General features: G+C 71.4%; 21 protein-coding genes. 19 read left to right on the top strand and 2 right to left on the bottom strand.

The window, feature by feature from the left end:
* The first annotated feature begins 8 nt into the window (after positions 1-8).
* The 13 genes from ACFVZH_RS03880 to ACFVZH_RS03940 all read left to right on the top strand — a co-directional run bounded on the left by ACFVZH_RS03880 (position 9) and on the right by ACFVZH_RS03940 (position 14,223).
* Positions 9-1,697, top strand: coding sequence for a UDP-N-acetylmuramoyl-L-alanyl-D-glutamate--2,6-diaminopimelate ligase (locus ACFVZH_RS03880; RefSeq protein WP_384892688.1), 1,689 nt, complete (start codon positions 9-11; stop codon positions 1,695-1,697).
* A gap of 4 nt (positions 1,698-1,701) precedes the next feature.
* Complete coding sequence (gene murF / locus ACFVZH_RS03885) at positions 1,702-3,126, top strand: UDP-N-acetylmuramoyl-tripeptide--D-alanyl-D-alanine ligase (RefSeq protein ID WP_384892691.1); 1,425 nt, start codon at positions 1,702-1,704, stop codon at positions 3,124-3,126.
* Positions 3,123-4,193: a phospho-N-acetylmuramoyl-pentapeptide-transferase gene (gene mraY, locus ACFVZH_RS03890; RefSeq protein WP_266890863.1), complete on the top strand. Its 1,071-nt coding sequence runs from the start codon at positions 3,123-3,125 to the stop codon at positions 4,191-4,193. Before murF ends, mraY begins: the two co-directional genes overlap by 4 nt.
* On the top strand, positions 4,175-5,620 hold the full coding sequence (gene murD, locus ACFVZH_RS03895; RefSeq protein ID WP_384892694.1) for a UDP-N-acetylmuramoyl-L-alanine--D-glutamate ligase: 1,446 nt from the start codon (positions 4,175-4,177) through the stop codon (positions 5,618-5,620). Before mraY ends, murD begins: the two co-directional genes overlap by 19 nt.
* A gap of 55 nt (positions 5,621-5,675) precedes the next feature.
* Entirely contained in the window at positions 5,676-7,010 is a 1,335-nt protein-coding gene (ftsW, locus tag ACFVZH_RS03900) for a putative lipid II flippase FtsW (protein WP_384892697.1), read from the top strand.
* A 6-nt stretch (positions 7,011-7,016) separates the two neighbouring features.
* On the top strand, positions 7,017-8,111 hold the full coding sequence (gene murG / locus ACFVZH_RS03905; protein ID WP_329856714.1) for an undecaprenyldiphospho-muramoylpentapeptide beta-N-acetylglucosaminyltransferase: 1,095 nt from the start codon (positions 7,017-7,019) through the stop codon (positions 8,109-8,111).
* A 27-nt stretch (positions 8,112-8,138) separates the two neighbouring features.
* Entirely contained in the window at positions 8,139-8,942 is an 804-nt protein-coding gene (locus ACFVZH_RS03910; RefSeq protein WP_384892700.1) for a cell division protein FtsQ/DivIB, read from the top strand.
* A 277-nt stretch (positions 8,943-9,219) separates the two neighbouring features.
* On the top strand, positions 9,220-10,434 hold the full coding sequence (gene ftsZ / locus ACFVZH_RS03915; RefSeq protein WP_384892704.1) for a cell division protein FtsZ: 1,215 nt from the start codon (positions 9,220-9,222) through the stop codon (positions 10,432-10,434).
* Positions 10,431-11,207 (top strand): peptidoglycan editing factor PgeF, encoded by a 777-nt coding sequence (pgeF, locus tag ACFVZH_RS03920; protein WP_384892707.1) that lies wholly within the window; start codon positions 10,431-10,433, stop codon positions 11,205-11,207. The genes ftsZ and pgeF overlap by 4 nt, the downstream gene beginning before the upstream one ends.
* Positions 11,207-11,926, top strand: a complete 720-nt coding sequence (locus tag ACFVZH_RS03925) for a YggS family pyridoxal phosphate-dependent enzyme (protein ID WP_384892710.1) — start codon at positions 11,207-11,209, stop codon at positions 11,924-11,926. The genes pgeF and ACFVZH_RS03925 overlap by 1 nt, the downstream gene beginning before the upstream one ends.
* A gap of 122 nt (positions 11,927-12,048) precedes the next feature.
* A complete protein-coding gene (locus ACFVZH_RS03930; RefSeq protein WP_352019006.1) occupies positions 12,049-12,669 on the top strand; it encodes a cell division protein SepF in 621 nt (206 codons plus the stop codon).
* 80 nt (positions 12,670-12,749) lie between these two features.
* Positions 12,750-13,040: a YggT family protein gene (locus ACFVZH_RS03935; RefSeq protein ID WP_190102598.1), complete on the top strand. Its 291-nt coding sequence runs from the start codon at positions 12,750-12,752 to the stop codon at positions 13,038-13,040.
* 55 nt (positions 13,041-13,095) lie between these two features.
* A complete protein-coding gene (locus tag ACFVZH_RS03940; RefSeq protein ID WP_384892713.1) occupies positions 13,096-14,223 on the top strand; it encodes a DivIVA domain-containing protein in 1,128 nt (375 codons plus the stop codon).
* Positions 14,224-14,381: 158 nt separating this feature from the next.
* On the opposite strand, the gene ileS is transcribed toward ACFVZH_RS03940, so the two are convergent.
* Positions 14,382-17,525 (bottom strand): isoleucine--tRNA ligase, encoded by a 3,144-nt coding sequence (gene ileS, locus ACFVZH_RS03945; protein ID WP_384892716.1) that lies wholly within the window; start codon positions 17,523-17,525, stop codon positions 14,382-14,384.
* Between the two features lie 541 nt (positions 17,526-18,066).
* Between ileS and ACFVZH_RS03950 the strand changes: the two genes are divergently transcribed.
* The 6 genes from ACFVZH_RS03950 (at position 18,067) to ACFVZH_RS03975 (ending at position 23,314) form a co-directional block, all read left to right on the top strand.
* Complete coding sequence (locus ACFVZH_RS03950) at positions 18,067-18,861, top strand: TraR/DksA C4-type zinc finger protein (protein WP_384892719.1); 795 nt, start codon at positions 18,067-18,069, stop codon at positions 18,859-18,861.
* A gap of 80 nt (positions 18,862-18,941) precedes the next feature.
* The gene (lspA, locus tag ACFVZH_RS03955; protein WP_384892722.1) at positions 18,942-19,556 is read left to right on the top strand and encodes a signal peptidase II; all 615 of its coding nucleotides are present in this window, start codon (positions 18,942-18,944) and stop codon (positions 19,554-19,556) included.
* Between the two features lie 53 nt (positions 19,557-19,609).
* Positions 19,610-20,551 carry an RluA family pseudouridine synthase gene (locus tag ACFVZH_RS03960; RefSeq protein WP_384892725.1) on the top strand — a complete coding sequence of 314 codons (942 nt, stop codon included), beginning with the start codon at positions 19,610-19,612 and terminating at the stop codon, positions 20,549-20,551.
* Positions 20,548-21,018 (top strand): GNAT family N-acetyltransferase, encoded by a 471-nt coding sequence (locus ACFVZH_RS03965; protein ID WP_384892728.1) that lies wholly within the window; start codon positions 20,548-20,550, stop codon positions 21,016-21,018. Before ACFVZH_RS03960 ends, ACFVZH_RS03965 begins: the two co-directional genes overlap by 4 nt.
* A 103-nt stretch (positions 21,019-21,121) precedes the next feature.
* Positions 21,122-22,708, top strand: a complete 1,587-nt coding sequence (locus ACFVZH_RS03970; RefSeq protein WP_384892731.1) for a Na+/H+ antiporter — start codon at positions 21,122-21,124, stop codon at positions 22,706-22,708.
* Between the two features lie 36 nt (positions 22,709-22,744).
* Positions 22,745-23,314 carry a dienelactone hydrolase family protein gene (locus tag ACFVZH_RS03975; protein ID WP_384892734.1) on the top strand — a complete coding sequence of 190 codons (570 nt, stop codon included), beginning with the start codon at positions 22,745-22,747 and terminating at the stop codon, positions 23,312-23,314.
* A gap of 85 nt (positions 23,315-23,399) precedes the next feature.
* Here the strand turns inward: ACFVZH_RS03975 and ACFVZH_RS03980 are convergent, their stop codons facing one another.
* Complete coding sequence (locus ACFVZH_RS03980) at positions 23,400-24,365, bottom strand: zinc metalloprotease (RefSeq protein WP_384892934.1); 966 nt, start codon at positions 24,363-24,365, stop codon at positions 23,400-23,402.
* Between the last annotated feature and the right edge of the window lie 155 nt (positions 24,366-24,520).

The following is a 24,520-nucleotide window of genomic DNA, read 5'->3' on the forward strand; positions in this document are numbered from 1 at the left end:
GAGCACCAGTGACAACGATCACCCCCCATTCCGGGAACCGGAAACCGAACTCCGGCGACGCCCCGGGCTCTTTTGGCCCCGCAGAGGGTGCGCCCGGTACGCTCACCGCCGTGCCACACGCTGATCAGTACCGAACCACCCCGCCCCGGCCGGAGCAGGCCCGCCCGACACCCCTGGGCGACCTGGCCGCACACCTGGGGGTCGACACCCCCGGGGCCGCCGAGATCTCCGGCATCACCCACGACTCGCGGGCGGTGCGCCCCGGTGACGTGTACGCGGCCCTGCCCGGTGCCCGTACACACGGCGCCGACTTCGTCGCCCAGGCCGCCGGCCTCGGCGCCGCCGCGATCCTCACCGACCCGGCGGGCGCCGCGCGCGCCGCCGCGACCGGCCTCCCGGTCCTGGTCGTCGAGGACCCGCGCGGCCGGATGGGCGAACTCGCCGCCGAGATCTACGGGCGGCCCGGCGCCGGCCTCCTCCAGATCGGCATCACCGGCACCTCCGGCAAGACCACCACCGCGTACCTCGTCGAAGGGGGCCTGCGCGGCTCCGGACGGAAGACCGGTCTCGTCGGCACCGTCGAGATGCGGATCGGCGACGAGCGGATCAAGTCGGAGCGGACCACCCCCGAGGCCACCGACCTCCAGGCCCTCTTCGCCGTCATGCGCGAGCGGGGCGTCGAGGCCGTCGCCATGGAGGTCTCCAGCCACGCCCTCGTGCTCGGCCGGGTCGACGGCTGCGTCTTCGACGTCGCCGTCTTCAACAACCTCAGCCCGGAGCACATGGAGTTCCACTCCGACATGGAGGACTATTTCCAGGCGAAGGCCGGGCTCTTCACGCCCGCGCGCAGCCGCCTGGGCGTGGTCAACCTGGACGACGAGTACGGCCGCCGGCTCACCAAGGAGGCCACCGTCCCGGTCGTCACCTTCTCCGCCGAGGGCCGCGCCGACGCCGACTGGCGCGCCGAGGACCTCGTCCTCGGCTCCCACGACTCGACGTTCACCGCGGTCGGCCCGGACGGCGTGCGGATCCCCGCCACCGCCCCGCTGCCCGGCCCCTTCAACGTCGCCAACACCCTCGCCGCGATCGCCACCCTCGCCGCCGCGGGCCTCGACCCCCGGTCCGCCGCCGAGGGCGTCGCCGCCGTCCCCGGCGTGCCGGGCCGCCTGGAGCGCGTCGACGCCGGCCAGTCGTACCTCGCGGTCGTCGACTACGCGCACAAGACGGACGCCGTCGAGTCGGTCCTGCGCTCCCTGCGCGAGGTCACCGAGGGCCGGCTGCACGTGGTCATCGGCTGCGGCGGCGACCGGGACACCACCAAGCGCGGCCCGATGGGCGCCGCCGCGGCCCGGCTCGCCGACACCGCCGTCCTGACCTCCGACAACCCCCGCTCCGAGGATCCGCTGCGGATCCTCGCCGCCATGCTCGCGGGCGCCGCCGAGGTCCCCGCGGAGGAACGCGGCGAGGTGCTCGTCCTCGCCGACCGCGCCGCGGCGGTCGCCGCGGCCGTCGCCCGCGCACAGCCCGGCGACACCGTGCTCGTCGCGGGCAAGGGCCACGAGCAGGGCCAGGAGATCGCCGGAGTGGTACGCCCCTTCGACGACCGAGTGGTGCTGCGCGCGGCGATCGCCGACCGGCAGGACGCCCAGGCAGCCGCTCCGGGCGGAACAGACAGCCACCAGAACAGTCAGGGATGAAGCAGTGATCGCCCTCTCCCTCGCCGAGGTCGCCGAAATCGTCGGCGGGCAGGCGCACGACATACCGGATCCGGCCACCCGGATCACCGGGCCCGTCGTCATCGACTCCCGCGAAGTGCGGGACGGCAGCCTCTTCGTGGCCTTCGCCGGTGAACACGTCGACGGCCACGACTACGCGGGGCGTGCCGTCGAGGCGGGTGCGGCGGCCGTGCTGGCCGCCCGGCCCGTCGGCGTCCCCGCCATCGTCGTCGACGACGTCCAGGCCGCGCTCGGGGCCCTCGCCCGCGCGGTCGTGGAACGGCTCGGCACCGATGTCGTCGCCCTCACCGGCTCCGCCGGCAAGACCTCCACCAAGGACCTGATCGCCCAGGTCCTCGACCGGCACGCGCCCACCGTCTGGACGCCCGGCTCGCTCAACAACGAGATCGGCCTGCCGCTCACGGCGCTCCGCGCGAGCGACGAGACCCGGCACCTGGTCCTGGAGATGGGCGCCCGCGGCATCGGGCACATCCGCTACCTCACCGGCCTCACCCCGCCCCGTATCGGCCTCGTCCTCAACGTCGGCACCGCCCACATCGGCGAGTTCGGCGGCCGGGAGCAGATCGCCGAGGCCAAGGGCGAGCTCGTCGAGTCCCTGCCGGCCGCCGAGGAGGGCGGCATCGCGGTCCTCAACGCCGACGACCCGCTCGTCCGCGCGATGGCGAGCCGCACCAAGGCCCGCGTGATCTTCTTCGGCGAAGCGGACGAAGCGGCCGTACGGGCCGAGAACGTCCACCTCACAGAGACCGGACAGCCTTCTTTCAGGCTTCACACACCCACCGGGTGCAGCGACGTGACCTTGCGCCTGTACGGTGAGCACCACGTGTCGAACGCGCTCGCAGCGGCCGCCGTCGCGCACGAGCTGGGCATGCCCGTCGAAGAGATCGCCACCGCGCTCTCCGAAGCGGGAACCCTGTCGCGCTGGCGCATGGAGGTCACCGAGCGTCCGGACGGCGTGACGATCGTCAACGACGCCTACAACGCGAACCCCGAGTCCATGCGAGCCGCCCTGCGCGCGCTCGCGGCCATGGGCAGGGCCGCACAGGCCCGAGGGGCCCGCACGTGGGCGGTGCTCGGCAGGATGGCCGAGCTCGGTGACGCATCGCTCGTCGAGCACGACGCGGTCGGACGGCTCGCCGTCCGGCTCAACGTCAGCAAGCTCGTCGCGGTCGGGGACAGGGAAGCGTCCTGGCTGCAACTGGGCGCATATAACGAGGGTTCGTGGGGTGAGGAGTCGGTGCACGTGTCCGACGCGCAGGCGGCTGTCGACCTGTTGCGCAGTGAGCTGCGCCCGGGGGATGTCGTCCTTGTGAAGGCTTCCAGGTCGGTCGGTCTCGAACAGGTCGCCCTGGCACTGCTCGACACCGAGGGCGAGGTCACCGGCCGATGAGGCAGATCCTCTTCGCGGGGGCCATCGGGCTCTTCCTGACCCTGATCGGCACGCCGCTGCTGATCAAGCTCCTTGCCCGCAAGGGGTACGGGCAGTTCATCCGGGACGACGGCCCGCGCGGCCACGCCGGGAAGAAGGGCACGCCCACCATGGGTGGTATCTCCTTCATCCTGGCCACGCTCATCGCGTACGCCCTGGCCAAGGTCATCACCGGCGAGGACCCGACGTACTCGGGCGCCCTGGTGCTGTTCCTGATGGCCGGCATGGGCCTGGTCGGCTTCCTCGACGACTACATCAAGATCGTCAAGCAGCGGTCGCTCGGCCTGCGCGCCAAGGCGAAGATGGCCGGACAGCTGATCGTCGGCATCGCCTTCGCCGTGCTGTCGCTCCAGTTCGCGGACCTGCGCGGGCTCACCCCGGCCTCCACGAAGCTCTCCTTCATCATGGACTTCGGCTGGGCCATAGGCCCGGTGCTCTTCGTGGTCTGGGCGCTCTTCATGATCCTGGCCATGTCCAACGGCGTGAACCTGACGGACGGCCTGGACGGCCTGGCCACCGGTGCGTCGGTGATGGTCTTCGGCGCGTACACCTTCATCGGGCTCTGGCAGTTCCAGGAGTCCTGTGCGAACGCCATGACCCTGACCAACCCCAACGCCTGTTTCGAGGTGCGCGACCCGCTCGACCTCGCGGTCGTCGCCTCCGCGCTGATGGGTTCCTGCTTCGGCTTCCTGTGGTGGAACACCTCGCCGGCCAAGATCTTCATGGGTGACACCGGCTCGCTGGCCCTCGGCGGCGCGCTCGCCGGTCTCGCCATCTGCTCCCGTACGGAGCTGCTGCTCGCCCTGCTCGGCGGCCTGTTCGTGCTGATCACGATGTCCGTGGTCATCCAGGTCGGTTCGTTCAAGATGACGGGCAAGCGCGTCTTCCGGATGGCCCCCCTCCAGCACCACTTCGAACTCAAGGGGTGGTCCGAGGTCCTGGTCGTCGTCCGGTTCTGGATCATCCAGGGCATGTGCGTGATCGTGGGCCTGGGCCTCTTCTACGCGGGATGGGCAGCGGAAAAGTGACGGAACAGCTCGACTGGAACGGCAAGAAGGTCACCGTCGCGGGACTCGGGGTGTCCGGCATTCCGGCCGCCCGCGTCCTGCACGGCCTCGGCGCGCTCGTGACCGTCGTCAACGACGGCGACGACGAGCGCTCCCGGGCCCAGGCGGCCGAGCTGGAGGCGGAGGGCATCACCGTCCGCCTCGGCGACGGGGCGACCCTGCCGTCCGGCACCGAGCTGATCGTCACCACCCCCGGCTGGCGGCCCGACAAGCCGCTCTTCGCGGCCGCCGCCGAGGCGGGCGTCGAGGTCTGGGGCGACGTCGAGCTGGCCTGGCGGCTGCGCGGCCCCGGGGCCGCGCCCTGGCTCGCGGTCACCGGCACCAACGGCAAGACCACGACCGTGCGGATGCTCGCCTCCATCCTGGAGGCGGCCGGGCTGCGGACCGCCGCCGTCGGCAACATCGGGGTCTCGCTCCTCGACGCCGTCCGCTCGGAGGAGTACAGCGATCTCGACGTACTCGCCGTCGAGCTCTCCAGCTACCAGCTCCACTGGGCGCCCTCGGTCCGCGTCCACTCGGCCGCCGTGCTCAACCTGGCGCCCGACCACCTCGACTGGCACGGCTCCATGGAGGCGTACGCCGCCGACAAGGGCCGGATCTACGAGGGCAACCAGATCGCCTGCGTCTACAACGTCGCCGATCAGGTCACCGAGGACCTCGTCCGCGAGGCCGACGTCGAGGAGGGCTGCCGGGCGATCGGCTTCACCCTCGGCACCCCCGGACCCTCCCAACTGGGCGTCGTCGAGGGCATCCTCGTCGACCGCGCCTTCGTCGAGAACCGGCAGAAGAACGCCCAGGAGCTCGCCGAGGTCGCCGACGTCCAGCCGCCGGCCCCGCACAACATCGCCAACGCGCTCGCCGCCGCCGCCCTCGCCCGCGCCTTCGGCGTCGACGCGAAGGCCGTACGGGACGGACTGCGGGCCTTCCGGCCCGACCCGCACCGCATCGAACTGGTCGAGGAGGTCCAGGGAGTCACGTACGTCGACGACTCCAAGGCCACCAACACCCACGCCGCGGAAGCCTCGTTGGCGGCCTACGACCCGATCGTCTGGATCGCCGGCGGCCTCGCCAAGGGCGCGGCCTTCGACGAGCTCGTCCAGCGGTCGGCGAAGCGCTTGCGCGGCGCCGTCCTGATGGGCGCCGACCGCGCGCTGATCCGCGAAGCCCTGGCGCGACACGCCCCGGAGGTCCCGGTGGTGGACCTCGACCGGACCGACACTGGGGCGATGTCCGAGGCGGTCCGCGAGGCGGCCCGGCTCGCCCGCCCGGGTGACACGGTCCTCCTCGCCCCGGCCTGCGCCTCGATGGACATGTTCACCAACTACAACAAGCGGGGCGAGGCATTCGCGGACGCCGTCCGCGCCCTCGCCGCCACCGGGGACGCCTGACCCGACCAGCGGGAGGGTCCGGCCGGACCGGGCACGACTGGAGGGGGCAGCGACCATGCCGAGCAAGATCGCCGGGACACGCCGGCCCTCCGCCGTACGCGGCGGCGGGCGGGCCCCCGCGACCCCGCGGCGCGGTGGAGGCGTACGGCGGCTGTACAAGCGGGCCCAGAGGGCCTGGGACCGGCCCCTCACGGCGTACTACGTGATCATCGGTGCGGGGATGCTCATCACGACGCTCGGCCTCGTGATGGTCTACTCCGCCTCGATGATCACGGCCCTGACCTACGACCTGGTGCCCTCGTACTTCTTCCGGAAGCAGTTCTTCGCCGCGCTCCTGGGCACCGGACTGCTCCTGGCCGCCTCGCGGATGCCGGTGAAGCTGCACCGGGCGCTCGCCTACCCGATCCTGGTCGGCGCGGTCTTCCTGATGGTGCTCGTGCAGATCCCCGGGATAGGGCACGCGGTCAACGGCAACCAGAACTGGATCTCCCTCGGCGGCCCCTTCCAGCTCCAGCCCAGCGAGTTCGGCAAGCTGGCGCTGATCCTGTGGGGGGCCGACCTGCTCGCCCGAAAGCACGACATGCGGCTGCTGACCCAGTGGAAGCACATGCTGGTGCCGCTGGTCCCGGGCGCCTTCATGCTGCTCGGGCTGATCATGCTCGGCGGCGACATGGGCACCTCGATCATCCTCGCCGCGATCCTCTTCGGCCTGCTGTGGACGGCCGGAGCGCCCACCCGGCTCTTCGTCGGGGTGCTCACGGTGGCCGGCGCGATCGGCGTGCTGCTGATCAAGACGAGCTCGAACCGGATGAAGCGCTTCGACTGCATCGGAGCGACCGACCCCGGCGGCGAGGGCGCGCCCTGCCTGCAGGCCGCGCACGGAATCTATGCCCTGGCCTCGGGCGGATGGTTCGGTTCCGGACTGGGTGCGAGCGTGGAGAAATGGGGCCAACTGCCCGAGGCGCACACCGACTTCATCTTCGCGGTCACCGGTGAGGAACTGGGTCTCGCGGGGACGCTGTCGGTACTCGCCCTGTTCGCGGCTCTAGGCTATGCGGGTATCCGCGTGGCCGGAGGCACGGAGGACCCCTTCGTGAGGTTCGCCGCGGGAGGTGTGACCACGTGGATCACGGCCCAGGCCGTGATCAACATCGGTGCGGTGCTCGGTCTGCTGCCGATCGCCGGGGTCCCGCTCCCGCTGTTCTCCTACGGAGGGTCGGCCCTGCTGCCGACCATGTTCGCCGTCGGGCTCCTCATCGCCTTCGCGCGACAGGAACCCGCCGCGAAAGCGGCCCTGGCCATGCGCCGCCCCGGCTGGGGCAAGCGGGCCGGGGTGAGATGGAAGTCGATGCGACGGCGCGTCAAGAAGCGCCCGTCCGGAGAGCGGTGAATTTCGGTGCATGTCGTACTCGCCGGCGGGGGGACCGCCGGCCACATCGAGCCGGCGCTCGCCCTCGCGGACGCCCTGCGCAGGCAGGACCCCAGCGTGGGGATCACGGCGCTCGGCACGGAGAAGGGTCTGGAGACCCGGCTCGTGCCCGAGCGGGGTTACGAGTTGGCGCTCATCCCGGCCGTACCGCTGCCCCGCAAGCCCACCCCCGAGCTGATCACCGTCCCGGGGCGGCTGCGCGGCACGATCAAGGCTGCCGAGCAGGTCCTGGAGCGCACCAAGGCGGACTGCGTGGTCGGCTTCGGCGGCTACGTGGCGCTGCCCGGCTATCTCGCGGCCAAGCGGCTCGGGGTGCCGATCGTGGTCCACGAGGCCAACGCCCGGCCCGGCCTGGCCAACAAGATCGGTTCGCGGTACGCGGCCGGGGTCGCGGTCGCCACCCCGGACAGCAAGCTCCGCAACGCCCGGTACATCGGCATCCCGCTGCGGTACACGATCGCGACCCTCGACCGGGCGCGGGTGCGTCCCGAGGCGCGGGCCGCGTTCGGGCTCGACCCCAACCTGCCGACGCTGCTGGTCTCCGGCGGCTCGCAGGGCGCCCGGCGGCTCAACGAGGTCGTCCAGCAGATCGCGCCGGTGCTCCAGCGCTCCGGCATCCAGATCCTGCACGCGGTCGGCCCGAAGAACGAAATGCCGCGCGTCGACAACATGCCCGGTATGCCGCCGTACGTGCCGGTACCGTACGTGGACCGGATGGATCTCGCGTACGCCGCGGCCGACATGATGCTCTGCCGCGCGGGCGCGATGACCGTCGCCGAGCTCTCCGCCGTCGGGCTGCCCGCCGCGTACGTCCCGCTGCCCATCGGCAACGGCGAACAGCGGCTCAACGCCCAGCCGGTGGTGAAGGCCGGCGGTGGACTCCTCGTCGACGACGCGGAGCTGACGCCGCAGTGGGTGCAGGGCAACGTCCTGCCCGTACTGGCCGATCCGCACCGGTTGTACGAGATGTCCCGGGCCGCCGCCGAGTTCGGCCGCCGGGACGCCGACGACCTGCTCGTCGGCATGGTGTACGAGGCGATCGCCGCCCGCCGGCAGGCGTAGCGCGGCGGCGAGAGGCAGGAGCGCCAGGTGGCAGCCGGACCGACGACCGCGGAGAAGAGCGGCACCAGCAAGTCGAAGGGGTCGTCGGTCCGGTCGTCCGGCGCCGGCACCCGGAACCGTCGGTTCCGGGTGCCGGCGCCCCGGCTGCTGCTGGCCGCGCTCGGCCTGCTCGCACTGGTGGCCGGCGGGGTCTGGGCGCTCTACGGATCCACCTGGTTCCGTGTGGAACGTGTGAAGACTTCCGGCACCCGGGTCCTGACCGTGCGCGAGGTCGAGGCGACCGCCGCCGTCCCCCTGGGGGCGCCGCTCGTCACCATCGACACCGACGCGATCGAGGCCCGACTCAGGGCCGCCTATCCGCGGATCGAGTCGATCGACGTCGTCCGGTCCTGGCCGCACGGAATCGGGCTGAAAGTGACGGAACGGCAGCCCGTTCTCCTGGTCGAAAAGGGCGGAAAGTTCATCGAAGTGGACGTGACCGGACTGCGGTTCGCCACCGTCGACACCGCCCCGCGCGGTGTCCCCCGACTCGTCCTCGACAGCGCCGCCTCGCCGAGCCTGCGCCGCTTCGGCGCCGACCGGCTGCTCCGGGAGGCGGTCCGCGTCAGGGGTGAACTCCCGGCGGAAATCGCCCGGGACACTCGTGTCGTGCGCGTCACCTCGTACGACTCCGTCACTCTGGAGCTGAACAAGGGGCGCACCGTTTTCTGGGGCAGTGCCGAGCACGGTCCCGTGAAAGCCCGAGTCCTGACCGCTCTGATGAAGGCGACGCCCAAAGCGGGGCACTTCGACGTAAGTGCCCCCACGGCGCCCGCTTCGTCCGGGAGTTGACGGGCATCACCGCTGGCCAGCACCCTGGTTGGCCAGCGCTACGGGTGATCACATAGGGTGAAAAGAAAAACGGGAGGTTCGGCGTGTTCGTTGAACGTGCGCCACTTGTCGACTTAGTGTCCTGTTCGGAAGAGTCCAGCGAACAGGGACACTGGTAACCCTAAACTTCAACGTTAGGGTTCGGGTCGGCGTTTCGGACCGTCCCAATCGGCATCCGTCGGAGCGGCGCGATCAACGCGCGGCGACGACACGTAACTCGAGGCGAGAGGCCTTCGACGTGGCAGCACCGCAGAACTACCTCGCAGTCATCAAGGTCATCGGTGTCGGCGGCGGTGGTGTCAATGCCATCAACCGAATGATCGAGGTCGGTCTCAAGGGCGTCGAGTTCATCGCGATCAACACCGACGCGCAAGCGCTGTTGATGAGCGACGCCGACGTCAAGCTCGACGTCGGCCGTGAACTCACCCGCGGCCTGGGGGCCGGGGCCAACCCGGCCGTCGGTCGCAAGGCGGCAGAGGACCACCGTGAGGAGATCGAGGAGGTCCTCAAGGGGGCCGACATGGTCTTCGTCACCGCCGGCGAAGGCGGCGGCACCGGCACCGGCGGCGCACCCGTCGTCGCCAACATCGCGCGCTCGCTCGGCGCCCTCACGATCGGTGTGGTCACCCGGCCGTTCACCTTCGAGGGCCGGCGTCGCGCGAACCAGGCGGAGGACGGCATCGCCGAGCTCCGCGAAGAGGTCGACACCCTCATCGTCATCCCGAACGACCGACTGCTCTCGATCTCGGACCGCCAGGTCTCCGTGCTCGACGCGTTCAAGTCGGCCGACCAGGTGCTGCTGAGCGGTGTCCAGGGCATCACCGACCTCATCACCACCCCCGGCCTGATCAACCTCGACTTCGCCGACGTCAAGTCGGTCATGTCCGAGGCAGGGTCCGCGCTCATGGGCATCGGCTCCGCACGGGGCGACGACCGCGCGGTGGCCGCCGCGGAGATGGCGATCTCCTCGCCGCTCCTGGAGGCGTCCATCGACGGCGCCCGCGGCGTGCTGCTCTCCATCTCCGGCGGCAGCGACCTCGGTCTCTTCGAGATCAACGAGGCCGCGCAGCTGGTCAGCGAGGCGGCCCACCCCGAGGCCAACATCATCTTCGGCGCCGTCATCGACGACGCCCTGGGCGACGAGGTCCGGGTCACCGTCATCGCGGCCGGCTTCGACGGCGGCCAGCCGCCGGCCCGCCGGGACAACATCATGGGCTCGGTCTCGGCCAAGCGCGAGGAGCAGGCCCCGGCCCCCCGCAAGGTCGAGAGCTCCCGCCCGCTGGGCGGCCTCGGCACCGTGGCCCCCCGCGAGGAGCCCGTCTCCCTCCCGGTCGAGCCCGCCCCGGCCGTCAACGAGGTCCCGCTGACGCCCGTGCAGCCGGCCGTCCCCCCGGCCCGTCCGTACGCGGACAGCCAGGCCGAGGAGCTGGACGTCCCGGACTTCCTGAAGTGATAGGACATCGCTTCGACGCGAACGGCGCGCACTTCGCCTTCACCGACAGGTGGGGCGGGGTGAGCGCCGTTCCGTACGAGGAGCTCAACCTCGGCGGAGCGGTGGGGGACGACCCCGAAGCGGTACGGACCAACCGGGCGCGCGCCGCCGGCGGCCTCGGGCTCGACCCGGCGCGGGTGGTCTGGATGAACCAGGTGCACGGCGCGGACGTCGCGGAGGTCGACGGACCGTGGGGCACCGCCCCGGTCCCCTCGGTGGACGCCCTCGTCACCTCCCGTCCGGGACTCGGCCTCGCCGTCCTCACCGCGGACTGCGTGCCGGTGCTCCTCGCGGACCCGGTCGCCGGAGTCGCGGCCGCCGCCCACGCCGGGCGTCCCGGGATGGTCGCGGGAGTCGTCCCGGCCGCGGTCGCGGCCATGATCCGTCTCGGCGCCGACCCCGCCCGTATCGTCGCCCGCACCGGCCCCGCCGTCTGCGGGCGCTGCTACGAGGTGCCGGAGGCCATGCGGGCCGAGGTCGCGGAGACCGAACCCGCGGCCTGGGCCGAGACGAGCTGGGGAACCCCGGCCGTCGACGTCACCGCCGGAGTGCACGCCCAGCTGGAACGGCTCGGTGTCACGGACCGGCAGGCCAGCGCGGTCTGCACCCGGGAATCCGGTGACCACTACTCGTACCGCCGCGATCGCACCACAGGGCGACTCGCGGGATATGTCTGGCTGGACGCCGTGTCCAGCCGGGGGGAGACCCCCGGACCCCCGGCAGGAAAGAACTGATGACGGACCGCACGTCGGAACTGGCCGAGAACCTGGCCCGGGTGGAGGCGCGCATCGCCGCCGCCTGCGCCGCCGCCGGGCGCGCGCGGGAGGAGGTGACCCTCATCGTGGTCACCAAGACCTATCCCGCGAGCGACGTGAGAATCCTCCACGGACTCGGTGTGCGGGACGTCGCCGAGAACCGGGACCAGGACGCCGCCCCGAAGGCGGCCGCCTGTGCCGACCTTGATCTGACCTGGCATTTCGTGGGCCAGTTGCAGACCAACAAGGTCCGATCCGTGGTGGGTTATGCCGATGTGGTGCAGTCTGTCGACCGGTTGAAGCTCGTTTCCTCTCTCTCCGCGGCCGCGGAGAAGGAGGGGCGCGAGCTCGGCTGCCTGATCCAGGTCGCACTCGACGCCGAGTCCGGCGAGCGGGGCGACCGCGGCGGGGTCTCGCCGGACGGGATCGAGGAGTTGGCGGCCGCGGTGGACGCCGCTCCCGGACTGCGGCTCGGCGGACTGATGACCGTCGCCCCGCTCGCCGGACCGTACGAGGGCCGGCAACGTGCCGCTTTCGACCGCCTCATGGATTTGTCGACTGCCCTGCGCGCGACCCGTCCGGCTGCGAACATGGTGTCAGCAGGGATGAGCGCGGACCTCGAGGAGGCCGTCGCCGCCGGGGCGACACACGTACGCGTCGGTACGGCGGTACTCGGCGTCCGCCCGAAGCTCGGGTAACGTCGCGAAGCAAGTCGGACCACAGCAGAAAATATGGTCATTCCGCAGAACGGCGGGGTGCCCCGTGGATCGCCGGCACTTGGTGACGAGGCCGATCCACCACAGAGCGGAGGACTCAGAGAATGGCCGGCGCGATGCGCAAGATGGCGGTCTACCTCGGCCTCGTGGAGGACGATGGGTACGACGGCCGGGGCTTCGACCCCGACGACGACTTCGAACCCGAGCTGGAGCCGGAGCCCGAGCGCGACCGGCGTCACACCCCCCCGCGCCAGGTGGAGCGCGAGGAACCGGTGCGAGTGGTGCAGCCCCCGGCGCCCCGGGAGCCTCTCGCCCATTCTGTCCCTGTACTCGCCGAAAGCGGACGTCCGGCCCGAATTGCCCCCGTGGCATCCATCACACCCGAACGTCCGAGCCTGGAGAAGAACGCACCGGTGATCATGCCCAAGGTCGTGTCCGAGCGGGAGCCCTACCGCATCACCACGCTGCACCCCCGGACGTACAACGAGGCCCGTACCATCGGGGAACACTTCCGTGAGGGCACCCCGGTGATCATGAACCTCACGGAGATGGACGACACGGACGCGAAGCGACTTGTCGACTTTGCCGCCGGACTCGTCTTCGGGCTCCATGGCAGCATTGAGCGCGTGACGCAGAAGGTGTTCCTGTTGTCGCCTGCTAACGTCGATGTCACGGCGGAGGACAAGGCCCGGATCGCAGAGGGCGGATTCTTCAACCAGAGCTGAGAACAACAGAACCGGACGGACCGGTCGCCTAGCGGCCGGCCAAGCGAGAGCACGTAAGCCAGGGGAGAGGGAAACGCGGGATGGGCGTCGCACTACAGGTGGTCTACATCGTGCTGATGTGCTTCCTCGTCCTCCTCATCGTCCGGCTGGTCATGGACTACGTCTTCCAGTTCGCCCGTTCATGGCAACCCGGTAAGGCGATGGTGGTCGTTCTCGAGGCCACCTACACTGTCACCGATCCACCGCTCAAGCTTCTGCGGCGACTCATCCCGCCGCTGCGTCTCGGGGGCGTGGCACTCGACCTGTCCTTCTTCGTTCTGATGATCATCGTCTACATCCTGATCTCCGTCGTGAGCAGCTTCGCGAGGTGAATGTGGACGATACGGTCTTGCCGACTGCCGACGACTACGTAGAGGTGAAGAAGAGATGCCGCTGACCCCCGAGGACGTGCGGAACAAGCAGTTCACGACCGTCCGCCTTCGAGAAGGCTATGACGAGGACGAGGTCGATGCCTTCCTCGACGAGGTCGAGTCCGAGCTGACCCGCCTGCTCCGCGAGAACGAGGACCTGCGCGCCAAGCTGGCCGCCGCGACGCGCGCCGCCGCGCAGAACCAGCAGCAGCAAGGCATGCGCAAGCCCCCGGAGCCGCAGGATCGTCCCGTCGGTCCCGGCGCGCCCGTGCCCGCGGCCATATCCGGACCGCCGGTCCAGCAGCAGCCGCCGCAGATGGGCCCGCCGCAGCTTCCGTCCGGTGCCCCGGCGCTTCCCCCCGGCCCCATGCAGGGCGGCCCGATGCAGGGTGGCCCGATGCAGGGTGGCCCGATGCAGGGCGGTCCGATGCAGGGTGGCCCGATGCAGGGCGGTCCGATGCAGGGCGGTCCGATGCAGGGTGGCCCCATGGGTCACCCGCAGCAGCAGATGCCGCCGCAGATGCAGCAGCAGCCGCAGCAGGGCCCCGGTGGCGACAGCGCCGCGCGTGTCCTCTCGCTGGCCCAGCAGACCGCCGACCAGGCGATCGCCGAGGCCCGCTCCGAGGCCAACAAGATCGTCGGCGAGGCGCGCTCGCGCGCCGAGGGCCTGGAGCGGGACGCCCGCGCCAAGGCCGACGCCCTCGAGCGGGACGCCCAGGAGAAGCACCGCGTCGCGATGGGCTCCCTGGAGTCCGCCCGCGCCACGCTGGAGCGCAAGGTCGAGGACCTGCGCGGCTTCGAGCGCGAGTACCGTACGCGCCTGAAGTCGTACCTGGAGTCGCAGCTGCGTCAGCTGGAGACCCAGGCCGACGACTCGCTGGCTCCGCCGCGGACCCCCGCGACGGCCTCCCTGCCGCCGGCCCCCTCGATGGCCTCGGCCGGCGCCGGTGCCCCGTCCTACGGCGGCAACGGCGGCATGGGCGGCGCGCCGTCCATGGGCGGTGCGCCCTCGTACGGTGGCCAGCAGCAGATGTCTCCGGCCATGACCCAGCCGATGGCTCCGGTCCGTCCGCAGGCACCGCAGCCGATGCAGCAGGCGCCCGCGCCGATGCGCGGCTTCCTGATCGACGAGGACGACAACTGACGGCGCCTGGTCGCGCGATGAGCGCGTAGCCGTCGGCAGGCTGCAAGGGCCGGGCCCCGGATCTCCGGGGCCCGGCCCTTCGCCGTGCCCGGGCACGGCACACGCGTACGACGAAGGGCCCGGCTTCCTGGAGGAAGCCGGGCCCTTCGTCGTGGGGATCAGACCTTGCGCAGGTGGAAGGTGAGGGAGAGCGAGTCGTCGGTGAAGGCGGGCCCGTAGGTGGTGTCGGGGGCGCCCTGGGCGTGGTCCGTGGCGAGGACCTCGTCCGCGATGAGCGCCGCGTGCGCCGTGAGCGCCTCGACCGTCTCCGCGGAGCCGGACGTCCAGCGCAGCGCGATGCGGTCCGCGACGTCGAGGCCGCTGTTCTTGCGGGCCTCCTGGATGAGGCGGATCGCGTCCCGGGCGAGGCCCGCCTTGCGGAGCTCGGGGGTGATCTCCAGGTCGAGGGCGACGGTCGCGCCGGCGTCCGAGGCGACCGACCAGCCCTCGCGGGGGGTCTCGGTGATGATGACCTCCTCGGGGGAGAGGGCCACGGACTCGCCGTTCACGTCGATGACCGCCTCGCCGGTGCGGAGCGCGAGGGACAGGGCCGCCGCGTCCGCCGCGGCCACGGCCTTGGCGACGTCCTGGACGCCCTTGCCGAAGCGCTTGCCGAGGGCCCGGAAGTTCGCCTTGGCGGTGGTGTCGACGAGGGAGCCGCCGACCTCGGAGAGGGACGCCAGGGAGGAGACGTTCAGCTCCTCCGTGATCTGCGCCTGGAGCTCCGGGGAGAGGGCCGCGAAGCCCGTGGCCGCCACCAGGGCGCGGGAGAGCGGCTGGCGGGTCTTGACGCCCGACTCGGCGCGCGTGGCCCGACCGAGCTCGACGAGACGGCGGACGAGGAGCATCTGCTCCGAGAGCGCCGGGTCGATCAGGGCGGCCTCGGCCTCCGGCCAGGTGGCGAGGTGGACCGATTCGGGCGCGTCGGCCGTCACCGGGACGACCAGGTCCTGCCAGACCCGCTCCGTGATGAAGGGGGTCAGCGGGGCCATCAGGCGTGTGACCGTCTCGATGACGTCGTGGAGGGTGCGCAGCGCGGCCGCGTCGCCCTGCCAGAAGCGGCGGCGGGACCGGCGCACGTACCAGTTGGAGAGGTCGTCGACGAAGGCGGAGAGGAGCTTGCCGGTCCGCTGGGTGTCGTACGACTCCATCGCCTCGGTGGCCTCGGCCACCAGGGTGTGGAGCTCGGAGAGGAGCCAGCGGTCGAGGACGGAGCGGTCGGCCGGGGCCGGGTCCGCCGCGCTCGGCGCCCAGCCCGAGGTGCGGGCGTACAGGGCCTGGAAGGCGACGGTGTTCCAGTACGTCAGGAGCGTCTTGCGGACGACTTCCTGGATCGTGCCGTGGCCCACTCGGCGGGCCGCCCAGGGCGAGCCGCCGGCCGCCATGAACCAGCGGACCGCGTCGGCGCCGTGCTGGTCCATGAGCGGGATCGGCTGGAGGATGTTGCCCAGGTGCTTGGACATCTTGCGGCCGTCCTCGGCGAGGATGTGGCCGAGGCAGACCACGTTCTCGTAGGAGGACTTGTCGAAGACGAGGGTGCCGACCGCCATCAGCGTGTAGAACCAGCCGCGGGTCTGGTCGATCGCCTCGGAGATGAACTGCGCCGGGTAGCGGCTCTCGAACAGCTCCTTGTTCTGGTACGGGTAGCCGTACTGCGCGAACGGCATGGAGCCCGAGTCGTACCAGGCGTCGATGACCTCCGGCACGCGGGTCGACTCCAGGGAGCAGCCGTCCGCCGGGCAGGAGAAGGTCACCGCGTCGATGTACGGGCGGTGCGGGTCGAGCTCGGACTGGTCGGTGCCGGTCAGCTCGGTCAGCTCGGCGCGCGAGCCGACGCAGGTGAGGTGGCCCTCCTCGCAGCGCCAGATCGGCAGCGGGGTGCCCCAGTAGCGGTTGCGGGAGAGCGCCCAGTCGACGTTGTTGGTGAGCCAGTCGCCGAAGCGGCCGTGCTTGACCGAGTCGGGGAACCAGTTGGTCTTCTCGTTCTCCTGGAGCATGCGGTCCTTGACCGCGGTCGTGCGGATGTACCAGGACGGCTGCGCGTAGTAGAGCAGGGCCGTGTGGCAGCGCCAGCAGTGCGGGTAGCTGTGCTCGTAGGCGATGTGCCGGAAGAGCAGGCCGCGCGCGTCCAGGTCGGCGGTGAGGGCCTCGTCGGCCTTCTTGAAGAAGACGCCGCCGACCAGCGGGACGTCCTCCTCGAAGGTGCCGTCGGGGCGGACCGGGTTCACGACCGGCAGGCCGTACGCCTTGCAGACCTTGAGGTCGTCCTCGCCGAAGGCGGGGGACTGGTGGACCAGACCCGTGCCGTCCTCGGTCGTGACGTACTCGGCGTTGACGACGTAGTGCGCCTCGGCCGGGAACTCGATCAGCTCGAAGGGGCGCTGGTAGGTCCAGCGCTCCATCTCGGCGCCGGTGAAGGACTCGCCGGTGGTGACCCAGCCCTCGCCGAGGGCCTTCTCGAGCAGCGGCTGGGCGACGACGACCCGCTCGTCCCCGTCGGTGGCGACCACGTAGGTGACCTCGGGGTGGGCGGCGACGGCCGTGTTGGACACCAGGGTCCAGGGGGTCGTCGTCCAGACGAGGAGCGCCGCCTTGCCGGCCAGCGGGCCGGAGGTCAGCGGGAAGCGGACGTAGACGGAGGGGTCGACGACCGTCTCGTAGCCCTGGGCCAGCTCGTGGTCGGAGAGGCCGGTGCCGCAGCGCGGGCACCAGGGGGCGACGCGGTGGTCCTGGACCAGCAGGTCCTTGTCGAAGATCTGCTTGAGGGACCACCAGACCGACTCGATGTACGAGGGGTCCATGGTCCGGTAGGCGTCGTCGAGGTCGACCCAGTAGCCCATCCGGGTCGTGAGCTCGGCGAAGGCGTCGGTGTGCCGGGTCACGGACTCGCGGCACTTGTCGTTGAACTCGGCGATGCCGTACGCCTCGATGTCCTTCTTGCCGGAGAAGCCGAGCTCCTTCTCGACGGCGAGCTCGACCGGCAGGCCGTGGCAGTCCCAGCCGGCCTTGCGGGCCACGTGGTACCCGCGCATGGTGCGGAAGCGGGGGAAGACGTCCTTGAAGACGCGGGCCTCGATGTGGTGGGCGCCGGGCATGCCGTTGGCGGTGGGCGGGCCCTCGTAGAACACCCACTCGGGGCGTCCTTCGGACTGCTCCAGGGTCTTCGCGAAGACCTTGTTGTCCTCCCAGAAGCCGAGCACGTCGTGCTCGAGCGCGGGCAGGTCGACCTGGGCGGGCACCTGGCGGTACTGCGGCGGTGTCATCGAGTTCCTCCGGCGGAAAGTCGTCGTTCCGTCGGAGGGACGAGAGCCCGGCTCCCGCGGTACCACCCTCCTTGGCCCCGGGCACGCACGCCCTGAGCCCCCTCATTGGGGTCGCGACGCCGGGTCTAGTCACCGCGCTGTGCTGCGGCTTTCTTCCGACGGCTCCGGGGTGATGCTTCACATCGGGCTCGCCCCCGGGCTCTCACCGTCCCCGGGTCGCTCATGGCTGCGTACGACGTTACTCGTCCCCATCCAAGCCTTTCGCTGTGGCCAGTGTACGGGGCCGGGAGCGGGGCGGCAGACCGGTTTTCGCGTGACCCGAATGGCCATACGGGGCGGGCCGGAGTTCGGGTGCGGCCATGTGGGGGAGGGGTGGGACGGATAACCCGCCGGGGAGCTGGGCACAACGGAGGCAGGCCCGCCCCGCGGGGAGCGGGGGCGGGTGGGAACGGCGGCGTGCCCCGTTGCCGCGGGCCGTGGGCCGATTTATCGTCCCAGCACGATTCGCGAGCAAGATCACAAAATGTGAAGGGGCCGCGACATGGTGGCGAAGAAGACCGCCGCGAAGAAGACCCCGGCCGCCGGTGCGGCCGAGGTCGCCAAGGACGTGACCGGCAAGAAGTCGGCGGTCGCGACGAAGACGGCCGCCCGGAAGGCCGTCACCAGGAAGGCGGCCACCGGCAAGACGGTCACCGGGAAGACGGCCGTCGACGGGACGGCGGTCGTCGACGGGACGGCCCCCGCCCGCGAGACCGCGGCCCCGGCCGACGAGGCCGCCGCCGGGAAGACGCCGGCCGGGAAGGCCGTGGCGAGGAAGGCGGCGGCCGGGAAGACGTCCGCCGCGAAGAAGCAGACAGGAGCCAGGACGGTGGCAGCGAAGAAGACCGCGGGTGGCGTCACGACCGCCGGCAGTGAGGCCGCGGTGCCCCCGGCCCGTACCGGCGAGCTCGCGGTGCGTCCCGGCGAGGACCCCTGGACTCCGGAGGAGGTCGACGAGGCCCGCAGCTCGCTCCAGGCGGAGGTGCTGCGGCTGCGCAGCGAGCTCGTCCACTCCCAGGAGGAGCTCACCGGACTGATGCGGGACTCGGGCGACGGCGCCGGGGACGATCAGGCCGACACCGGCACGAAGAACATCACCCGGGAGCACGAGCTCGCGCTCGCCGCCAACGCCCGGGAGATGCTGGAGCAGACCGAGCACGCCCTGGAGCGGCTCGACGCGGGCACGTACGGCCTCTGCGAGGTGTGCGGCAAGCCCATCGGCAAGGCGCGGATGCAGGCGTTCCCGCGGGCCACGCTCTGCGTCGAGGACAAGCAGCGGCAGGAGCGGCGTGGCTGACGATCTCGGCTGACGGTCTCGTACGCCTGTGCCGTACCCTCGGTGCACGGTCAGGCATCGAGGTCGAGGGACTCACTCACGTGGCAGAGGCGGAGCGCATCATCGGTACGCCGGATTCAGCAGGGGCCGACGAGACGGCAGCCTCCGACGAGACGGCGGCCCCCGGCGCGCCCGCCGACGGGACGGCCGCTCCCGAGGAGCGGCCGCGGGGCAGGCGCCGGATCGTCGCGCTGTTCGTGGTGGCCCTGCTGGCCTACCTCCTGGACCTCGGCAGCAAGATGCTGGTGGTGGCCAAGCTGGAGGGCCACGAGCCGATCGACCTGATCGGGGACCTGCTGCGGCTCGACGCCATCCGGAACCCGGGTGCCGCGTTCGGCATGGGCGAGGCGTTCACGATCATCTTCACCTGCATCGCGGCCGCGGTGATCGTGGTGATCATCCGGCTGGCGCGCAAGCTCTACAGCCTGCCCTGGGCGATCGCGCTCGGCCTGCTGCTCGGCGGCGCGCTCGGCAACCTCACGGACCGGATCTTCCGCTCGCCGGGCGTCTTCGAGGGTGCGGTCGTCGACTTCATCGCCCCGGCGAACTTCGCCGTCTTCAACCTCGCGGACTCCGCGATCGTGTGCGGCGGCATCCTGATCGTCCTGCTGTCGTTCCGGGGCCTCGATCCGGACGGCACCGTCCACAAGGACTGAGCCCGAACGCGTGCGGACGACGGAGTGTCGTCCGCACAAGGCATACTCGACGGGTGAGTACGAGTCCCGAGATCCGCACGCTGCCCGTTCCCGATGGCCTGGAGGGCGAGCGCGTCGACGCCGCCATCGCCCGTATGTTCGGGTTCTCCCGTACGAAGGCGGCCGAGCTGGCCGCCGGAGGGAAGGTCCAGGTCGACGGCTCCGTCGTCGGCAAGTCCGAGCGGGTCAGCGGTGGCGCGTGGCTCGAGGTCGAGATGCCGGGGGCGGCCGCGCCCGTGCAGATCGTCGCCGAGCCCGTCGAGGGCATGGAGATCATCCACGACGACGACGACATCGTCGTGATCATGAAGCCGGTCGGCGTCGCCGCGCACCCCAGCCCCGGCTGGACCGGCACCACGGTGATCGGCGGCCTCGCCGCCGCCGGGTACCGCATCTCCACCTCCGGCGCCGCCGAGCGCCAGGGCATCGTGCACCGCCTGGACGTCGGAACCTCCGGTCTGATGGTGGTCGCGAAGTCGGAGTACGCGTACACCTCGCTCAAGCGCCAGTTCAAGGAGCGCGTGGTCGACAAGCGCTACAACGCGCTCGTCCAGGGTCACCCCGACCCGATGAGCGGCACCATCGACGCGCCGATCGGCCGGCACCCGAACCTCGATTACAAGTGGGCCGTCACCGCCGACGGCAAGGCGTCCGTCACGCACTACGACCTCATCGAGGCGTACCGCTCGGCGTCGCTGCTCGACATCAAGCTGGAGACGGGCCGCACCCACCAGATCCGGGTGCACATGTCCGCCCACCGCCACCCCTGCGTCGGCGACCTGACCTACGGCGCCGACCCGACGCTCGCCAAGCGCCTCGGCCTGACCCGGCAGTGGCTGCACGCCGTCCGGCTCGGCTTCGAGCACCCCGGTGACGGCTCGTGGGTGGAGTTCGCCAGCACCTACCCCGAGGACCTCCAGCGGGCCCTGGACCGGATCGCGGCGGAGAGCCAGTGACCACCACCGCGTACACCGTCCGCGAGGCGGCGGAGCCGGTCGACCGCGAGGCGTGCTTCGCGGTCCGCCGCGAGGTGTTCGTCGAGGAGCAGGGCGTCCCGCAGGAGCTGGAGTACGACACGTACGACGCGACCGCGGTGCACGTCGTGGCGGTGCGCGCGGACGGCGTGCCGCTGGGCACCGGGCGCCTCCTCCACGGCGCCGACGCGGCCGGGAAGACCGGCGGGGACGCCTCGGTGGGCTCGCTCGGCCGGCTCGCGGTCGCGAAGGCCGCCCGCGGTCTCGGAGTCGGCGCGGCGCTCGTCAGGGCCGTCGAGGTCGCCGCGCGCGAGCGTGGTCTGACCGCCGTCGACCTGCACGCGCAGACCCACGCGCTGGGCTTCTACGAGCGGCTCGGCTACGAGGCGTACGGCCCCGAGTTCCCGGACGCGGGCATGCCGCACCGGGCCATGCGAAGGGTCCTGTAGGAGCGTTCCCCGCCGTCGGCGGGCCGGGGCGCCGTATCCAGCTCCCCGGTACACAGAGGGGGGCAAGCGCTGTCAAAACGGACGTACGTGGCAGGGTGGGCCCGTGGATCAATTGGCCCTGCTGTTCTTGCTGCTCCTCGGCGCCCTGCTGACGGTGCCCCTCGGTGACCGGCTCGGTCTGCCCGCGCCCGTCCTGATGACGCTCGTCGGGATCGTGCTGGCCTTCCTGCCCTTCGTGCCGAACGTCGAGATCGAGCCGGAGTTCATCCTCCCGCTGGTGCTGCCGCCGCTGTTGTACGCCTCCGTGCAGCGGACCTCCTGGCGCCAGTTCACGGCCAACCTGCGGCCCATCTTCCTGCTCGCGGTCGCCCTCGTCTTCGTCACCACGGCGGCCGTCGGCGCGGTCGCCCACGCGCTGGTGCCCGGCCTGCCCCTGGCCGCCGCGATCGCGCTCGGCGCCCTCGTGGCCCCGCCGGACCCGGTCGCCGCGACCGCCGTGGCCGGCTCGCTCGGGCTGCCCCGCCGGCTGGTGTCGATCCTGGAGGGCGAGGGACTCTTCAACGACGTCACCGCGATCGTGCTGTACCACGTGGCGATCGCCGCCGCCGTCAGCGGCTCCTTCTCCTGGCCCGACGCGCTCGCCGAGTTCGTCCTGTCCGCCGTGGTCGCCGTGGCCGTCGGCCTGGCGCTCGGCTGGCTCTGCAACAAGCTGATCGGCCTCCTCGGCGACGTGACGCTGCAGACCGGCCTCACCCTCCTCGTCCCCTTCGTGAGCTACGTCCTCGCCGAGGAGCTGCACGGCTCCGGCGTCCTCGCCGTCCTGCTCACCGCGCTCTTCCTGGCCGAGCACGCGGTCGACGCCGACGACGTGATGGGCCGGCTGGCCGGACAGACCTTCTGGCAGATCGTCGACACCCTCGTCACCGGTATCGCGTTCGGCCTCATCGGCCTGGAGCTCACCCATGTCTTCGGGGTGGCCGAGGGGCACGGCCGGGAGATGCTCGGCTGGGGCGCCGCCGTGGTCGGCGTGGTCGTCGGCGTCCGGCTGCTGTGGCTGCTGCCCGCCACCTGGCTGGCGAAACGGCTGCACAACCGGCGGGACGTCGACGAGGAGATCCCGATGAGCTGGCGGGAGACCGTCGTCATGTGGTGGGCGGGGATGCGCGGCGTGGCCTCGGTGGCCCTCGCCCTCGCCATCCCGCTGCGCACCGACGACGGCGCGCCCTTCCCGGGCCGCGACGTGATCGTCTTCATCGCCTTCTGCGTGATCATCACCACCCTGGTCTTCCAGGGGCTGACCCTGCCGTGGCTGGTCAAACGGCTCGGCGTGCGGGCCGACACGGACGTCGAGCGGGCCCTCGAACGCGACCTGGCGGTCCGGGCCGCGAAGGCCGCAAGGCGGCGGCTCAAGGAGATCGAGGAGGTCGAGGAGCTCCCCGAGGAGGTCCAGGAGCGGCTGCTGCGCGGCGCGTACGACATCGGCGCCCGGATCAGTCCTGACATGGTCGACGAGGAGCGGCGGGCCGCCTACGCGGCGCGGGTGGACCGGCTCAGGGCGGTGCAGCGGATCCAGCGGGAGCTGATGTCCGCGGCCCGGCACGAGGTCCTCTCGGCGCGCAGCGAGCCGGGCGCCGATCCCGAGGTGGTGGACCGGGTGCTGCGGCAGCTCGACGTGCGCAGCATGCGCTGAGGGGTGCCCTGTGGGCCGGGTGGCAGGATGGGGCGCATGGACATCATGCTCTTCCACTCGGCCTACGGGCTGACCCCTTCCGTCGGGGCGGCCGCGGAGCGGCTCCGGGCCGCCGGGCACCAGGTCTGGACGCCGGACCTCTACGACGGGCGGACGGTCGGGACCGTCGAGGAGGGCGTGGCGCTCCGCGACGAGATCGGCAAGGACGAGCTGCTGAAGCGGGCGGTCCTGGCCGCGGCCCCCTACTCGGAGCGGGGCCTGGTCTACATGGGCCTGTCGCTCGGGGCCTCGATCGCGCAGACCCTGGCGCTCGGGGACGAGAAGGCGCGCGGGTTGCTGCTGTTCCACGGCACGTCGGACCTCGCGGAGTCCGCCTCGGTGGACGAGCTGCCCGTCCAGCTGCACGTGGCCGAGCCCGACCCGTTCGAGACGGACGACTGGCTGTCCTCGTGGTACCTCCAGATGCGCAAGGCCGGGGCTGACGTGGAGATCTACCGCTACCGGGGCGCGGGGCACGTGTACACGGACCCGGAGCTGCCCGACTGGGACGCGGAGGCGGCCGAGCGGACCTGGTCGGTGGCGCTGGGCTTCCTGGAGACCCTGTAGCCGCGGCGCGGATCGCGGTCACGCGACGCCCGAGGGCGCGGCGGGAGTCTCCTCCCGCCGCGCCCTCGGTCCGTTCGGGGGTGCGTCAGCTCGCGCGGTACGAGGTCCAGAACTGGTTCATCCGGGTCACCTGGCCGGAAGTGAACTGGTACATGCAGGCGTCGTACGTGTAGTCCATGAAGTTGTGGATCGGGTCCACGCCGGCCTTGGAGGTGCAGGAGTCACGGCCAGTCGGGCACTCGTACGCGGGGGTCTTCTCGGCCGGGGTGTCGGCGACGGAGTCACCGGCGCCGGTGCAGCCGCCCTGGAAGGTGTGGTAGAGGCCCATCCAGTGGCCGACCTCGTGGGTGGCGGTGTCGCCCTCGTTGTAGTTGGCGGCCGAGCCGCCCGGGAGCGAGGCGTCGAGGACGACGACGCCGTCCATGGACGGGTTCGAGGCGTACGAGGACGGGAAGGTCGCCCAGCCGAGGAGGCCGCCGCCCAGGTTGGCGGTGTAGAAGTTCAGCGCGCCGGCGCCGCCCTTGCGGAGGGTCTGCTTCATCTGCTTCTCGGCGGTGGAGCCGGAGGACAGGTTGTACCAGGTGGCGTTGTCCGTGTAGTCGGTACCGGCCAGCGTGAACTGGAAGTTGGTGTTCACGTTGCCGGTGCCCTGGCCGGCGTAGGCCGCGTTCAGGACGTTCAGCTGGTTGTTGACGGCGGTGGCGGAGAGCTTGCCCGTCGTGCCGCTGTGGATGACGTGGAAGTAGACGGGGATGTTGACCACGGCGGCGGCCCCGGCGGAGGCGCTGAGGCGCCCCTGGGAGGCGGCCGCGGCCAGCTTCTTCTTCAGGTCGTCGTCCATGGCCTTCGCCTTGGCGGCCGAGACCTCGTTGGGCTCGGCGGCGTGGGTGTCGGCGCCGCGCGCCTTGCGGGCGCCGGAGAGGGCGGTGGAGCCGTCCGTGGCGCACTCCTCGTGGCCGGCGCCGGCCAGGGTGGTGGCGGCGCCGGTGGCGACCGGGGCGGACAGCGGGGCCAGGGCCAGGGTTCCGGCCATGACGGCGGTGCCGAGCATCCGGCGCGTCATACGCGGGGATATGCGGACAAGAGCACGCACGGTGACTCCTCGTGGGGGGTGGTGGGGGAGGAACTTCCTCGCCACGCCGGGGAGATTACGCGTCCATGTCAGCCACCGTTGAGGAGTGATCAAGCCCAATCATTCGTAGGGCA

The sequence above is a fragment of the Streptomyces sp. NPDC059534 genome (genome assembly GCF_042743475.1).
GTDB lineage: Bacteria > Actinomycetota > Actinomycetes > Streptomycetales > Streptomycetaceae > Streptomyces.

What these genes read in the sequence shown, in the direction of transcription:
- mraY (WP_266890863.1), top strand. Translation starts at nt 3,123, where the DNA reads ATGAGGCAGATCCTCTTCGCGGGGGCCATCGGGCTCTTCCTGACCCTG.
- murD (WP_384892694.1), top strand. Translation starts at nt 4,175, where the DNA reads ATGGGCAGCGGAAAAGTGACGGAACAGCTCGACTGGAACGGCAAGAAG.
- ftsW (WP_384892697.1), top strand. Translation starts at nt 5,676, where the DNA reads ATGCCGAGCAAGATCGCCGGGACACGCCGGCCCTCCGCCGTACGCGGC.
- ACFVZH_RS03925 (WP_384892710.1), top strand. Translation starts at nt 11,207, where the DNA reads ATGACGGACCGCACGTCGGAACTGGCCGAGAACCTGGCCCGGGTGGAG.
- ACFVZH_RS03930 (WP_352019006.1), top strand. Translation starts at nt 12,049, where the DNA reads ATGGCCGGCGCGATGCGCAAGATGGCGGTCTACCTCGGCCTCGTGGAG.
- ACFVZH_RS03935 (WP_190102598.1), top strand. Translation starts at nt 12,750, where the DNA reads ATGGGCGTCGCACTACAGGTGGTCTACATCGTGCTGATGTGCTTCCTC.
- ACFVZH_RS03940 (WP_384892713.1), top strand. Translation starts at nt 13,096, where the DNA reads ATGCCGCTGACCCCCGAGGACGTGCGGAACAAGCAGTTCACGACCGTC.
- ileS (WP_384892716.1), bottom strand. Translation starts at nt 17,525, where the DNA reads ATGACACCGCCGCAGTACCGCCAGGTGCCCGCCCAGGTCGACCTGCCC.
- ACFVZH_RS03950 (WP_384892719.1), top strand. Translation starts at nt 18,067, where the DNA reads ATGGTGGCGAAGAAGACCGCCGCGAAGAAGACCCCGGCCGCCGGTGCG.
- ACFVZH_RS03975 (WP_384892734.1), top strand. Translation starts at nt 22,745, where the DNA reads ATGGACATCATGCTCTTCCACTCGGCCTACGGGCTGACCCCTTCCGTC.
- ACFVZH_RS03980 (WP_384892934.1), bottom strand. Translation starts at nt 24,365, where the DNA reads ATGCTCGGCACCGCCGTCATGGCCGGAACCCTGGCCCTGGCCCCGCTG.